The sequence below is a fragment of the Streptomyces sp. NPDC039424 genome, from assembly GCF_055639495.1.
Genome location: NZ_JBVKAI010000001.1, coordinates 173,473 through 187,053, shown reverse-complemented (window position 1 = coordinate 187,053; position 13,581 = coordinate 173,473). Strand labels below are relative to the sequence as shown.

Genomic DNA, 13,581 nt, shown 5'->3' with positions numbered 1-13,581 from the left:
ACCATGGTCAACGCCCTCGACCGCATCCGGGTGGGCTCGGCCCCCGACTCCTGGGGTGTCTGGTTCCCCGACGACCCGCGACAGGTGCCCTGGCAGCGCTTCTTGGACGAGGTCGCCGAGGCCGGGTACTCCTGGATCGAACTGGGCCCGTACGGCTATCTGCCCACCGACCCGGCCCGCCTCACCGATGAGGTGAACCGGCGCGGCCTGAAGGTCTCCGCCGGCACGGTGTTCACCGGCATGCACCGCGGCCCCTCGGTCTGGGAGTCCACCTGGGAGCACGTCAGTCAGGTCGCCGCGCTCACCCGGGCGATGGGGGCGAAGCACCTGGTGGTGATCCCCTCCTTCTGGCGGGACGACAAGACCGCCGAGATCCTGGAGCCGCCGGAGCTGACGACCGAGCAGTGGGCGCACCTCACCAAGGGCATGGAGCGGCTCGGTCACGAGGTCAAGGAGGTCTACGGCCTCGACATCGTCGTCCACCCGCACGCCGACACCCACATCGACACCGAGGACCACGTGGAGCGCTTCCTCGACTCCACCGACTCCGAGCTGGTCAACCTCTGCCTGGACACCGGCCACTACGCCTACTGCGGCGGTGACAGCGTCAAGCTGATCGAGACCTACGGCGAACGCATCGGCTATCTGCACCTCAAGCAGGTGGACCCGGAGATCCTGGCCGACGTCGTCGCCCGTGAGGTCCCGTTCGGCCCGGCCGTCCAGCGCGGGGTGATGTGCGAACCGCCGTCCGGCGTCCCGGAGCTGGGGCCGGTGCTGGAAGCGGCGCAGAAGCTGGGCGTGGAGCTGTTCGCGATCGTCGAGCAGGACATGTACCCGTGCGAGCCGGACAAGCCGCTGCCCATCGCGGTGCGCACACGGCAGTTCCTGAGGTCGTGCGGGGCCTGACACCGGAGCCCCGAGGGGCGTGCGACGCCCGCGCGTCATCGCCGACAGGCGACGGCGCGCGGGCGCTCCTATGCTGGGAACAGCCGACGTCGGGAGCACGCCCATGTCGCACACGTCATCACGACTGCGCCGGGGGGCCGTAGTCGCCGCCGCGGTGGGAACGCTGCTGGCACCGGCCACGGGCTGGGCCGCCGCCGCGCCACCACCGGCCGCCACCGCCCCCACACCGCCCTCGCCCTCCGCCTCGGGCGGCGACGTCCGCGAGCTCACCCCCGCAGTGCGGCAGCAGCTCGACCAGACCGTGCGGCGGGTCATGCGGGAGGCCCGCGTTCCCGGGGTGACCGTCGGGTTCTGGACCCCCGACAAGGGGCAGTACGTCAAGTCCTTCGGCGTCGCCGACAAGGCCACCGGCATGCCGATGTCCCCCGACCTGTACATGCGGATCGGCAGCGAGACCAAGACGTTCACCGTGACGGCGCTGCTGGAACTCGTCGACCAGGGCAAGGCGGGGCTGGACGACCCGATCGGCGAGTACGTCGCCGGCGTGCCGAACGGCGACGACATCACCCTGCGCGAGCTGGCCGGGATGCGCAGCGGACTGTTCAACTACTCCGAGGACGACGGCTTCTTCAAGGCGCTGACCGCCGATCCGCAGCGGCCGTTCACCCCGCGGGAGTTGCTCGACTACTCCTTCAAGCACCCCGTCCTGTTCCCGCCGGGACAGAAGTTCTCCTACTGCAACACCAACCTGATCCTGCTCGGCCTGGTGGTCGAGAAGCTCAGCGGTCAGCCGCTCGCGCACTACATCCAGGACCACGTCCTGGACCCCGTCGGTCTCAGGCACACCCTCTTCCCGGCCGGCAACGAGTTCCCGACCCCGCACGCGCAGGGCTACACCGACCAGACGGCGAACGGCGAGGTCGCCGACACGGCCGACTGGAACCCCTCCTGGGGCTGGGCGGCCGGCGCGATGATCTCCCAGCTCCAGGACCTGCGCGTATGGGCGCGGACGGTGGCCACGGGACGGCTCCCGGACGGGGGCGCCCTGATCAGCCCCGCCACGCAGAGGCAGCGGCTCATCACACCGCCCACGCCCATCCCGGGTGCCGGATACGGCCTCGGCATCTTCGACGTCCAGGGCTGGATCGGCCACAACGGCTCGCTGCCCGGCTACGAGTCCCTCACCATCTACCTCCCGTCGGCGCGGGCGACCCTCGTCGTCCTGCTGAACACCGACATCGACTACAAGGGAGCCGAGCCCAGCACCGTCTTCGGTGACGCGATCACGCGGATCGTCTCCCCGGACCACGTCTTCAACCTGCCCGCGGAACCGGCGGCGCGGTGAGAACGTTCAAAGGGAGGGCGGGGTGTGGACTCCGCGACGGGGAGGGCGAGATGAAGGAAGACCCGACGCACGACACCGCCGAGGCCGCGGTACGCCGGGCCCGGTTCGGGACCCTGCCGGAGCGGGTGCGCCCCGAGGACACGGTGGAGGAGACACCGGCCACCCGCCCGGATCCGGCGCGGGACGCCTACGACCCGGACGAGTGGCTGGTGCGGTACTGCCTGTGAGAGGTCAGGCGCCCCGGACCTCCGCCACCGTCACCGGCCGGTGCTCGTGCAGCGACAGGGTGCAGGCCTCCGCGATCCAGCCGGCCTCCAGGGCGTCCGCGATCGTGCAGGGGGAGGGCCGGTTACCGGCCACGACCTCGGTGAAGGCGGTGAGTTCGGCGCGGTAGGCGTCGGTGAAGCGGTCCATGAAGAAGTCGTGCGGGGTGCCGGCCGGGAAGGTCACGCCGGGCTCGACGGAGCGCAGCGGGAGCTTGTCGTCCAGGCCCACGGCGATGGAGTCCGTGAAGCCGTGCAGCTCCATGCGGACGTCGTAACCCCGGGCGTTGTGGCGGCTGTTGGAGACCACCGCGATGGTGCCGTCGTCCAGGGTGAGGATCGCCCCGGTGGTGTCGGCGTCGCCCGCCGCCTCGATGTAGTCGGCGCCCCGGTTGCCGCCGACCGCGTACACCTCGGCCACCTCACGGCCGGTCACCCAGCGGATGATGTCGAAGTCGTGGACGGAACAGTCCCGGAAGATGCCCCCGGAGGCGGCGATGTACGCGGCCGGCGGCGGGGCCGGGTCCAGTGTCGTCGAGCGGACCGTGTGCAGTGTGCCCAGCTCGCCGGCCCGGACGGCGGCCCGCGCGGCCACGAAGCCCGCGTCGAAGCGGCGGTTGTAGCCGATCTGGATCGGTACGCCGCTGCCCTCGACGGCCTTGAGCACCTCCACGCCCTCGCGCATGGTGCGGGCGACGGGCTTCTCGCAGAAGACGGGGACGCCGGCCTCGACGCCGGCCAGGATCAGGGCGGGGTGGGCGTCGGTGGCCGCCGCGACGACGATGGCGTCCACACCGGCCGCCAGCAGGGCCTCCGGTGAGTCGGCGACCTCGGCCCCGAACCGCTCGGCGGCGGTCTTGGCGGCGTCCGCGAACGGGTCGGCGACGACGAGGGACTCGACGGCGTCGAGCCCGGAGAGGGTCTCGGCGTGGAAGGCGCCGATGCGGCCGAGGCCGAGGATTCCGATGCGCATACGCTCCGCTGCTTCCTGTGAGTGGTGTTGCTGTCTGTCGCTGGGGCTCCGCCCCGGGAACGGGCTCGATTCCGCCCGGCTCAGTCCAGCCCGCCGAGCACGTTCTGGTCCCAGTCGATCACCGAACCGGTGACCACCCCGGAACGCTCGGACAGCAGGAGGACCACGAAGTCGGCGATCTCGTCCGGTCGGCCGAGCCTGCCCATCGGCAGCCGGGCCGCGGCCTGTTCCCGCCAGTCGTCCCCGGCGCCGTGGAAGGTCCGCTGTGTGGCGTCCTCGCCCTCGGTCGCGGTCCAGCCGATGTTGAGGCCGTTGATCCGGATCCGGTCCCAGCGGTGGGCGTGCGCCGCGTTGCGGGTCAGGCCGATCAGCCCGGCCTTGGCGGCGACGTACGGCGCCAGGAAGGGCTGTCCGCCGTGCGCGGAGGACGTGATGATGTTGACGATCGTGCCGGGCGCCTCGCGCGCCAGCATGTCGGCGACCGCGGCCTGCATGGCGAAGAACGGCCCCTTGAGGTTGATCGCGACATGCGCGTCGAACAGCTCGGGCGTGGTGTCCAGCAGGGTGCCCCTGGAGGTCAGCCCGGCGGAGTTGACCAGGCAGTCGACACGGCCGTACACGGCGACCACCTCGGCCACGGCGGCCTTGGCCTGCTCTGCGTCCGCGAGGTCGGCGCGTACGTACCGGGCCTTGGCCCCGGCCGCCGTCAGCTCGGCCACCAGGGCCTCGCCCGGCTCCGGGCGCCGCCCGGTGACGGCCACGACCGCCCCCTCGCGGACCGCTGCCCGCGCGACGGCGGCGCCCACCCCCTGGCTGCCGCCGTTGACCAGGACGACCTTGTCGTCGAGAAGTCCCATGCGCGTCCTCAGCTCTCGCGTCGCTCGGCCGAGGCGCGCAGCTCCTCGCGCAGCGCCTCGGGGGTCGCTTCCCTGTCCAGCGCCCGCCGGACGAGGTCCGCCTGCGAGGCCGGGGCCAGACCGTCCACCGGCGGGTCGCTGTCGAGGTTGGTGGGGAAGGGGTAGCCCTCGGCGCTCGCGGCGACGACGTTCTCCAGCCAGGCCTCGCCGACGCCCGCCGCCCGGCGCTCCAGCAGCACCGGGTAGACCGCGTTGACCACCGCCTCGCGGTCCACGCTCTCCATCGCGCGCCCGAAGGCCGAGGACACCTGCAGCAGATTGGCCATGCGCCGGATGTCCGTCGACCGGTTCGTCCCGGCGGCGTGGAAGAGCGCCGGGTTGAAGAAGGCCGCGTCGCCCTTGGCCAGCGGGAGCTGCACATGGTGCGCCTCGAAGTGGGCCTGGAACTCGGGCAGTCGCCAGGCGAGGTAGCCGGGCTCGTAGCGCTGCGAGTACGGCAGGTAGAGCGTCGGCCCCGACTCCACCGGCATGTCGCAGTGCGCGACGGCGCCCTGGAGGGTGAGCACGGGGGAGAGCCGGTGCACGTGCGCCGGGTAGGCCGCGGCGGCCTCGGCCGACAGGAAGCCGAGGTGGTAGTCGCGGTGCGGGCGCTGGGCGGCGCCGCCGGGGTTGACCACGTTGATCTGCGAGGTGACCTGGTAGCCCGGGCCGAGCCAGGCTCGCGCCACCAGGGCCAGGATGTCGTTCGCGTAGTAGTCGGCGAACGCCTCCGGGTCGTACCGGGCCGCTTTCTCCAGGGCGTTCCACACCCGGTCGTTGGCTCCCGGCCGGGCGAAGTGGTCCCCGCCGCCCGCGCCCGAGGCCCGCTGCCCGTCGATCAGCGCGTCGAACACGGCCGTGGCCCGGTCGACGACCGCCGGGTCGGGAAAGGCGCCCTTGAAGACCACGACACCGGGGCCGTCGGTGAGCGCGCGGACCAGTTCCGCCGACACGGCGCGGTCGTCACCGGCCCCGCGCAGCCGTTCGCTGTCGTAGACGAGGACGTCGTCCTCCACCGACGAGGCGCAGGGGTAGTCGGCGGGCTCGGTGGCGCGCTCCACGAGGGCGCGGAAGGCGTCGAGGTCGCAGTCCTGCTCGGACAGCCAGGCACGGCCTGGTGCGGAGGTGAGGGACATCGGTGTCCTTCTTTCGGTCACGGGTGCGACGCGGTCCTGCCATTCTTGTCAGTACAAACCCCTCGAACAACCAGCACACGGCCATCAAAAACCCCTCAAGAAGCGGAGGAGTCCTGTCATGGGCCACCCGTTCCCGATCCGTGAGATCGCACGTCAGGCCGGTCTCAGCGAGGCCACCGTGGACCGGGTGCTGAACGGCAGGGGCGGCGTGCGGGAGAGCACCGAGCAGGAGGTGCGCCGGGCGATCGCGGACCTGGACCGGCAGCGCACCCAGGTCCGGCTGGTCGGCCGGACCTTCATGGTCGACATCGTGATGCAGGCGCCCGAGCGGTTCAGTACGGCCGTGCGCGCCGCCCTGGAGGCCGAACTGCCCGCGCTGCACCCGGCCGTGCTGCGCTCCCGCTTCCACTTCCGGGAGACCGGCCCGGCCGAGGAACAGGTGCGGGTCCTGGACCGGATCGCCCGGCGCGGCTCGCAGGGCGTGATCCTCAAGGCCCCGGACGTCCCCGAGGTCACCGCGGCCGTGGGCCGGCTGGTGGAGGCCGGGATCCCGGTCGTCACCCTGGTGACCGACCTGCCCGCCAGCGGCCGGCTCGCCTACGTCGGCATCGACAACCGGGCGGCCGGGGCCACCGCCGCGTATCTGACGGGCCAGTGGCTCGGCGACCGGCCCGGCAACGTCCTCACCAGCCTCAGCAGCGGCTTCTTCCGCAACGAGGAGGAGCGGGAGATGGGCTTCCGCGGCGCCATGCGGACCCGGCACCCCGAGCGCACGCTGGTGGAGATAGCCGAGGGGCAGGGGCTGGACGCCACGCAGTACGACCTGGTGCGGGCCGCCCTGGAGCGGGACCCGGAGATCCGGGCGGTGTACTCGATCGGCGGCGGCAACATCGCCACCCTGCGGGCCTTCGCGGACCTGGGCCGCGAGTGTGCCGTGTTCGTCGCGCACGACCTCGACCAGGACAACACCCGCCTGCTGCGCGAGCACCGGCTGTCCGCCGTGCTCCACCACGACCTGCGCCAGGACCTGCGCGAGGCCTGCCACCTGGTGATGCGCGCCCACGGCGCGCTGCCGCCCGCCGGGCCCGTGCTGCCGTCCGCGATCCAGGTGGTGACGCCCTACAACATGCCTACGGCGCTTGGGGGCTGACCCACGCGCCGCTACCGGCCGAGAGCGCCATCGCGTCCAGCGCGGCGGCGCTGTGCACGGCGTCGGTGAGCGTGGCACCGTACGGCCTGCCCTCGGCGATCGAGCGCAGGAACCGGTACGCCTCGATGACCTTCAGGTCGTCGTAGCCCATGGCGTTGGCCGCGCCCGGCTGGAACGCCTCGTACTCGCCCTCGCCCGGCCCGACGTAGACCGTGCTGACGGGCTGGTCCTGGTAGGTCGTGCCGCGGCTGACACCGAGTTCGTTCATCCTGCGGAAGTCCCAGAACACCGCTCCCTCGGTGCCGTGCACCTCGAAGCCGTAGTTGTTCTGCTCGCCGACCGAGACCCGGCAGGCCTCCAGGACGCCGCGGGCGCCGGAGGCGAAGCGCAGCAGGCAGCTGACGTAGTCCTCGTTCTCGACCGGGCCGAGTTCGCCGCCCGTGGCCCGGGAGTGTCCGGCGGTGGCGCCGGTGGGCCGGGCGCGCTCCGGTACGAAGATCGCCGTGTCGGCCATCAGGGAGGCGATGTCCCCGAGCAGGTACCGGGCCAGGTCCACGCCGTGCGAGGCCAGGTCGCCCAGGACTCCGCTGCCGCCGCGCTCCCGCTCGTACCGCCAGGTCAGCGCGGACTCGGGGTGCGCCGCGTAGTCGCTGAAGAGGCGGATGCGGGCATGGGTGACCCGCCCGATCCGCCCGGTCGTGATCAGCCGGCGGGCCGCCTCCACGGCGGGCGCGTTGCGGTAGTTGAAGCCGACCGCGCCGCACACCCCCGCCTGCGCCGCCGCGTCGGCCACCGCCCGGGCGTCGCCGGTCGTCAGGCCCACCGGCTTCTCGATCCAGATGTGCTTGCCGGCCGCGGCCATCGCGACGCCGATCTCCCGGTGCAGGAAGTTCGGGGCGGTGATGCTGACCGCCTCGACGCGCGGATCGGCGGCCACCTCGCGCCAGTCGCGGGTGGCCGAGGCGAAGCCGAACCGTTCGGCGGCCTCCTCGGCCCGGCCCGGCACGTCCTCGGCGACGGTCACCAGCTCCGGACGCAGGCCGAGCTTCGGATAGTGGTGCGGGACGCGGGCGTACGCCTGCGTGTGCACCCGGCCCATCCAGCCGAAGCCGACGACGGCGACCCCCAGCGTCTCCACCATCACACCCTCCACGACCGCGCTTCCACGACCTTTTGGACCGGTCCATTTTCCTTCCAGGCCACCCTGAGTGGGCCTGTCCTGCATGTCAACCCCTTTGACAGGGCGACGCGCCACGTGGAACGGTCCATCCCATGAGAGCGCCGACCATCCGCGACGTGGCCGAACGGGCCGGGGTGTCCAAGTCGCTGGTCTCGCTGGTGCTGCGCGGCTCCGGCCGGGTGCGCCCCGAGAAGCGGGACGCCGTGCTGCGGGCGGTGCGGGAGCTGGGCTACCGCCCGAACGCCGCCGCGCGCAGCCTGAGCGAACAGCGCAGCCGCACCATAGGCGTCCTCCTCAACGACCTGCGCAACCCCTGGTTCGTCGACCTGCTCGACGGCCTCAACGCCCCGCTGCACGCGGCGGGTCTGCACATGGTGCTCGCCGACGCCCGCCTGAACCGCCGTACGGGCCACGACCTGACCGGTCCCTTCCTGGACCTGGGAGTCGACGGCCTGGTGGTGGTCGGCACCCTGCCCGACCCGGCCGTCCTCGGCACGGTCGCCGAGCGGCTGCCGGTGGTGGTCGCGGGTGCCCGCGAGCCCGTACTGGCCGGCGTGGACATCGTGGCCGGGGACGACGAGCACGGCGCCCGGCTGGTCACCGAGCACCTCATCGGGCTCGGCCACCGCCGCATCGCGCACCTCGCCGGGTACGGCGCCGTCGGCGAGCTGCGCCGGCGCGGCTTCGAGGCGACGATGCGGGACCGTGGACTGGCCGGGCAGGCGGTGGTGGAGCCCGGCGACATGACCGAGGAGGACGGCTACCGCGCCGCCGTACGGCTGCTCAGCCGCCCCGAGCGGCCCACCGCTCTGCTCGCCGTGAACGACATCGCCTCCGTCGGCGCGCTCTCGGCCGCCGCCGAAATGGGGCTGCGGGTGCCCGGGGACGTGTCGGTCACCGGCTACGACAACACCGGCATCGCCCGGCTCCGGCACGTCTGGCTGACCACCGTCGACACCGCCCCCCACGAGGTCGGCCGCCGCGCCGCCCGCTGCCTCCTGGACCGCCTCGAAGGGGGCGGGGGAGCGGGCGGCGTCCACCTCGCCGCGCCGACGCTGCGGATCCGGGGCACCACGGCGGCGCCGCCCCGGTCCGCCGTCACAGATTGATCGCGTACACCTTCCGCAGCGTCTCGTGCACCGTCCACGTCGTACGGTCGCCCGCGCGCAGCACCGCCATGTCCCCGGGGCCGACCCGCAGCGTCGGCCCGCCCTCGACCTCGACGGTCGCCGAGCCGCTGAGCACCACGAACAGTTCGTCCGCCTCCGTGTCGGTGACGACCCCCGGCGTGATCTGCCAGACGCCCCGGACCTGCCGCCCGTCCGCCGACTCCCAGACCACCTTCCCGGTCACCTCGGGCGTCCCGGAGACGATCTGCTCCGGGGCGAGGGGCTCGGGTTCGAGCTCGGCGTCGGGTACGTGCAGGGCGAAACTGTGGGTCATGGCGGCGACCCTAGCCGGGGCGGACGGTACCCGGCCGTGGACACAGTGTGGGGGATCGGCGCGGCTCACGAGACGCTTCGTCGCGGCCCCGGTGCAGTGGCGGGGCGGGTCCGGCCGGGTGATCGTTGAAGGGACCGTCTCCGTAAGCCCGTGGAGAGTGCGGCCCATGACGGACAGCAGGGAGGCCGTTCCCCGGCGGCCCGCGCACGACCGCCGGTCCATGCTGCTCTTCGGCGGTGTCTACGGCGCCGTGGTCGCCAGCGCCATGCTCGCGGCGCTCACCGAGTACGGGCGCTACTCCCGCGCCGACCGGCGCTACGACGCCGCCTGGCTGCTGGTGACCGCTCTGGCCTCCGCCCTGGCGCACGGCTACGCCCACTACATCGCCGATCGCGGCGCCCGCCGGCGCGGACAGGCCCTTCGCGCACTCGCCGCCGAGTGGCCGCTGGTCGTGGCCATGCTGCCCAGCGTCCTGATCCTGGCGGGGGCGGGCTGGGGCTGGTGGCCGACGCGGAGCGTCGAGTACGCGGCGTTCTCCTTCAACATCATCCTGCTGTTCGTGCTGGGGCTGTTCTCGGCGAAGTCCGTGGGACGCGGATGGGCCGTCTCGGTGGCCACCGGGGTGGGGGACGCGCTGATCGGGGTGGTCGTCGTGGTGGCCAACGCGATCATCAAGTAGCCGGCGCTCACGGCTCGTGCCCCGGCGCCGCGCGGACCGCCGCGCGCGGTGCCACCATGGTGTTCATGGCCCGTAGGAGCGGTGTCCGTACCGCCTCACTGTGCGCCGCCGCTCTCCTCGCAGTGGCGCTGCAGACGCCCGCGGTGCCGGCCGCCGAACCCCCCGGGCAGGACTGCGTCGCCGCAGGGCAGAGCACCGACGGCCGGGCACGGCAGGTGCGCGACATCGTGCGGAAGGCCCAGCGGGAGCTCGACCTGAAGGCCGTACTGGTCCGGGTCACGGTGGACGGCGGCGAGCCGGTCACCGACGCGGCCGGTGAGTCGATGGCCGGTGTCCCGGCCACACCGGCCATGCACTTCCGCGCCGGGTCGGTCGCCATCGCCCACCTCGCGACCGTGCTGCTCCAGCTCGTCGACGAGGGCCGGGTGGGTCTCGACGACCCGGTCTCCCGCTGGCTGCCCGACCTGCCGCACGGTGACGAGATCACGCTGCGGATGCTCGGCGACAGCACCTCTGGCCTGCACGACTACGTCACCGATCCGAAGTTCGTGCAGCGGTTCTACGCCGGCCCCTTCCGCCAGTGGACCCCGCGCGAGGTGCTCGCGTTCTCGCTCAGCCACCCCCTGTGGTACGCGCCGGGATCGAACTGGAGCTACTCGCATGCCAACTTCGTCCTCCTCGGCCAGGCCCTGGAGAAGATCACCGGCACGCCGCTCGACAGGCTGCTGCGCGAGCGGGTCCTGGACCCGCTGCGGCTGCACCAGACCGCCAACGGCTTCACCCCGGACATCCCGCGGCCCGTGCTGCACGCCTACGACGGAGAACGCGGCAGGTACGAGGAGTCCACCTTCTGGAACCCGTCCTGGACCACCGCCCCGGGCGCCGTCCTCACCACCGACATCTGCGACCTCGCCCGCTCGGCCCGGGGCATCGGCTCCGGCGAACTCCTCTCCCGGCGCTCCCACCAGGTGCAGCTCGACCCCGGCACCCCCGGCCTCGGCACCGCGACCGGGGGCTGCCCCGCCACCGTGTGCCTGAAGCAGACCGAGGACCTCCACTACGGGGTGGGCGTCATCGTCAAGAGCGGCTGGGTCGTGCAGAACCCGTCCTTCGCGGGCTTCGCCGCGGTCCAGGCGTACGAGCCCGACGAGAAGCTCGCCATCGCCGTGTCCACGACCGTCGGACAGAAGGCGCCCCAGGGCAACACGGCCCAGACGATCACCAACCGCATCGCGGCGGCCCTCGCGCCTGACCACCCGCTCGGCCTCGGCTGACCTCAGCGGGCGGCGCGGACCCCGTCCAGGGCGATCCGCAGCACGCGGTCGCGCTGGGCGTCGTCGTCGAAGGCCGTCGCCGTGATCCCGGCGACCATCCGCACCAGGTCCGTGAAGTCCATGTCCGTACGCGCCTCGCCCGCCTGCTGCACCCGCTCGAACAGCGGACCGCCGGCGGCGTACATCGACTCGCGGCAGGCCTGGAAGACCTCCGACTCGTCGTTGAGGGCCTCGCGCACCGCCCGCTTGGTGACCATGTAGTCCGTGAACCGCTCCAGCCAGGCCGTCAGCGCCTCCCAGGGCGCCAGCTCGGCCATCTCGACGGCTGCCCGGCACAGGGCGTTCACCTCGTCCGCGTAGACGGACTCGAAGAGGTCGCGGCGGGTGGGGAAGTTCCGGTACAGGGTGCCGATGCCGACGCCCGCGCGCCGCGCGACGTCCTCCAGGGAGGCCTCCGCGCCGTGCTCCGCGAAGGCCTCGCGGGCGGCCACGAGCAGGGCGTCGTAGTTGCGGGCGGCGTCCTTGCGGTGCGGTCGGCGGGACGCGACGAGCTCGCTGATGGGGAACGGCGTGGCCGTCACTGCTGCCTCCCGGGCGGGATTCGGTTGAAGCGGAGGTAGTCCTCCGCTACAGTGGAGGGGTACCTCCACTTTAGCAGTGCGGGGTCGCTCCGCCCTGGGCAGACGTGCCCGGCGATGTGCGCCCCGCCTCCCTCCACCCCTCCGCGCATCCACCGCACATCCCGCGCGCTCCGATTCGGAGAGGCTCTTTCATGCCCCGGACGTCCCCACGCCTCACCTTCGCGGTCCTCGCGACCGGTGCGGGCGTGTTCTCCATGCTGCAGTCGCTGATCGCCCCGGCCCTGCCGACCGTCCAGCACGAGCTGCACACCTCGCAGTCCACCGCGACCTGGGTGATGACGGCGTACCTGCTGTCCGCCTCGGTCTTCACCCCCATCCTCGGCCGGGTCGGCGACCTCGTCGGCAAGAAGCGCACCCTGGTCGCCGTGCTGCTGACCGTCCTGGCCGGATGCCTCGTCGCCGCGCTCGCGCCGGACATCGGCGTCCTCATCGTCGCCCGGGTCGTCCAGGGCGTCGGCGGTGCCCTCTTCCCGCTGTCCTTCGGCATCATCCGGGACGAGTTCGACCCGAGCCGGGTCGGCGGCAGCATCAGCAACCTCTCCGCCGTGATCGCGGCCGGCGGCGGCGTCGGCATGGTGGCCGCCGGTCCCATCGTGTCCGCGCTCGACTACCGCTGGCTGTTCTGGATCCCGGTCGCCGTCGTCGCCGCCACCGTGCTGATCGCCCTGCGATACGTCCCCGAGTCGCCCAACAGGAGCCAGGGGAAGGTCGGTTGGCTCGGCGCCGCCTTGCTGTCGGCCTGGCTGGTCGCGCTGCTGCTGCCGCTGACCCAGGCGGGCCGGTGGGGCTGGGGCTCGGCGAGGACGACCGGCCTGTTCGCCGCCGCCGCCGTGCTGTTCGCGGTGTGGCTGCGGGCCGAGACCCGCTCCCGCACCCCGCTGATCGACCTGCGCGTGATGCGGCTGCCCGCCGTGTGGACGACCAACACGGCCGCCCTGCTGTTCGGTGCGGGCATGTACGCGATCTGGTCCTTCCTGCCCGGCTTCGTCCAGACGCCCGGCTCGGCCGGGTACGGCTTCGGCGCCGACGTCACCGAGTCCGGGCTGCTCATGCTGCCGATGCTCGTCGCGATGTTCGTCTCGGGTGTCCTCAGCGGCCGCCTGGAGCCCGTCCTCGGCGCCAAGACGCTGCTCACCGCCGGTGCCGCGCTCGGCGCGTTCGCCTGCGGCTTCCTCGCCCTCTGGCACGACGCCCGGTGGCAGGTCGGGTTCGTCGCGGGCGTGTTCGGACTCGGTATCGGCCTCGCCTTCGCCTCGATGGCCAACCTCATCGTGGGCAGTGTCCCGCCCGAGCAGACCGGCGCCGCGACCGGCATGAACGCCAACATCCGCACCATCGGCGGCTCCATCGGCGCCGCGCTCACCAGCGCCCTGGTCACCGGCCACCCGCAGTCCTCGGGGCTGCCCCACGAATCCGGCTACACCCACGGCTTCGCCCTGCTGGCGCTGCTCTGCCTGGCCGCCGCCGGGGCCGCGCTCCTGGTCCCGGTCGGGCGCACCTCCCGGACCGCCGGCCCGGTCGCCGGGCGTCCGGCAGCAGCACCCGTACGCGTGCGGTAGGGTTGACCTGCGCGATCACGCGGGACACCGCGTGGCACCGCACCGGGACGTGGCGCAGCTTGGTAGCGCACTTGACTGGGGGTCAAGGGGTCGCAGGTTCAAATCCTGTCGTCCCGACGGTGCGAGGGTCCTCGCG

14 protein-coding genes and 1 tRNA gene are annotated in these 13,581 nt (G+C 72.8%); 9 read left to right on the top strand and 6 right to left on the bottom strand.

Features of this window, described 5'->3' with window-relative positions:
* Nucleotides 1-3 precede the first annotated feature (3 nt).
* From ACZ7L0_RS00915 to ACZ7L0_RS00905, 3 genes are all read left to right on the top strand, one after another.
* Complete coding sequence (locus ACZ7L0_RS00915) at nucleotides 4-906, top strand: sugar phosphate isomerase/epimerase family protein (RefSeq protein WP_471240234.1); 903 nt, start codon at nucleotides 4-6, stop codon at nucleotides 904-906.
* Nucleotides 907-1,009: 103 nt separating this feature from the next.
* Nucleotides 1,010-2,251 (top strand): serine hydrolase domain-containing protein, encoded by a 1,242-nt coding sequence (locus tag ACZ7L0_RS00910; protein ID WP_471240233.1) that lies wholly within the window; start codon nucleotides 1,010-1,012, stop codon nucleotides 2,249-2,251.
* Nucleotides 2,252-2,301: 50 nt separating this feature from the next.
* Nucleotides 2,302-2,478: a hypothetical protein gene (locus ACZ7L0_RS00905; RefSeq protein ID WP_471240232.1), complete on the top strand. Its 177-nt coding sequence runs from the start codon at nucleotides 2,302-2,304 to the stop codon at nucleotides 2,476-2,478.
* Nucleotides 2,479-2,482: 4 nt separating this feature from the next.
* On the opposite strand, the gene ACZ7L0_RS00900 is transcribed toward ACZ7L0_RS00905, so the two are convergent.
* The 3 genes from ACZ7L0_RS00900 to ACZ7L0_RS00890 form a co-directional block, all read right to left on the bottom strand.
* Complete coding sequence (locus tag ACZ7L0_RS00900; protein WP_471240231.1) at nucleotides 2,483-3,487, bottom strand: Gfo/Idh/MocA family protein; 1,005 nt, start codon at nucleotides 3,485-3,487, stop codon at nucleotides 2,483-2,485.
* A gap of 80 nt (nucleotides 3,488-3,567) precedes the next feature.
* Nucleotides 3,568-4,344: an SDR family oxidoreductase gene (locus ACZ7L0_RS00895; protein ID WP_471240230.1), complete on the bottom strand. Its 777-nt coding sequence runs from the start codon at nucleotides 4,342-4,344 to the stop codon at nucleotides 3,568-3,570.
* A gap of 8 nt (nucleotides 4,345-4,352) precedes the next feature.
* Nucleotides 4,353-5,519: a phytanoyl-CoA dioxygenase family protein gene (locus ACZ7L0_RS00890; RefSeq protein ID WP_471240229.1), complete on the bottom strand. Its 1,167-nt coding sequence runs from the start codon at nucleotides 5,517-5,519 to the stop codon at nucleotides 4,353-4,355.
* 118 nt (nucleotides 5,520-5,637) lie between these two features.
* On the opposite strand from ACZ7L0_RS00890, the gene ACZ7L0_RS00885 reads away from it, so the two are divergent.
* Nucleotides 5,638-6,669, top strand: coding sequence for a LacI family DNA-binding transcriptional regulator (locus ACZ7L0_RS00885; RefSeq protein ID WP_471240228.1), 1,032 nt, complete (start codon nucleotides 5,638-5,640; stop codon nucleotides 6,667-6,669).
* Here ACZ7L0_RS00885 and ACZ7L0_RS00880 read toward each other — a convergent pair.
* Complete coding sequence (locus tag ACZ7L0_RS00880) at nucleotides 6,650-7,810, bottom strand: Gfo/Idh/MocA family protein (RefSeq protein WP_471240227.1); 1,161 nt, start codon at nucleotides 7,808-7,810, stop codon at nucleotides 6,650-6,652. The genes ACZ7L0_RS00885 and ACZ7L0_RS00880 overlap by 20 nt on opposite strands.
* Nucleotides 7,811-7,941: 131 nt before the next feature.
* Between ACZ7L0_RS00880 and ACZ7L0_RS00875 the strand changes: the two genes are divergently transcribed.
* Entirely contained in the window at nucleotides 7,942-8,958 is a 1,017-nt protein-coding gene (locus ACZ7L0_RS00875) for a LacI family DNA-binding transcriptional regulator (RefSeq protein ID WP_471240226.1), read from the top strand.
* Here the strand turns inward: ACZ7L0_RS00875 and ACZ7L0_RS00870 are convergent.
* Nucleotides 8,948-9,292, bottom strand: a complete 345-nt coding sequence (locus ACZ7L0_RS00870) for a cupin domain-containing protein (RefSeq protein ID WP_471240225.1) — start codon at nucleotides 9,290-9,292, stop codon at nucleotides 8,948-8,950. The genes ACZ7L0_RS00875 and ACZ7L0_RS00870 overlap by 11 nt on opposite strands.
* 166 nt (nucleotides 9,293-9,458) lie before the next feature.
* Here ACZ7L0_RS00870 and ACZ7L0_RS00865 point away from each other — a divergent pair, with 166 nt between their 5' ends.
* A complete protein-coding gene (locus ACZ7L0_RS00865; RefSeq protein ID WP_471240224.1) occupies nucleotides 9,459-9,971 on the top strand; it encodes a hypothetical protein in 513 nt (170 codons plus the stop codon).
* Nucleotides 9,972-10,036: 65 nt separating this feature from the next.
* Entirely contained in the window at nucleotides 10,037-11,245 is a 1,209-nt protein-coding gene (locus tag ACZ7L0_RS00860; protein ID WP_471240223.1) for a serine hydrolase domain-containing protein, read from the top strand.
* Between the two features lie 2 nt (nucleotides 11,246-11,247).
* Here the strand turns inward: ACZ7L0_RS00860 and ACZ7L0_RS00855 are convergent, their stop codons facing one another.
* Nucleotides 11,248-11,826 carry a TetR/AcrR family transcriptional regulator gene (locus tag ACZ7L0_RS00855; protein WP_471240222.1) on the bottom strand — a complete coding sequence of 193 codons (579 nt, stop codon included), beginning with the start codon at nucleotides 11,824-11,826 and terminating at the stop codon, nucleotides 11,248-11,250.
* Nucleotides 11,827-12,017: 191 nt separating this feature from the next.
* Between ACZ7L0_RS00855 and ACZ7L0_RS00850 the strand changes: the two genes are divergently transcribed.
* Nucleotides 12,018-13,445 (top strand): MFS transporter, encoded by a 1,428-nt coding sequence (locus ACZ7L0_RS00850; RefSeq protein WP_471240221.1) that lies wholly within the window; start codon nucleotides 12,018-12,020, stop codon nucleotides 13,443-13,445.
* A gap of 43 nt (nucleotides 13,446-13,488) precedes the next feature.
* Nucleotides 13,489-13,562, top strand: a tRNA-Pro gene (locus tag ACZ7L0_RS00845).
* Nucleotides 13,563-13,581 lie beyond the last annotated feature (19 nt).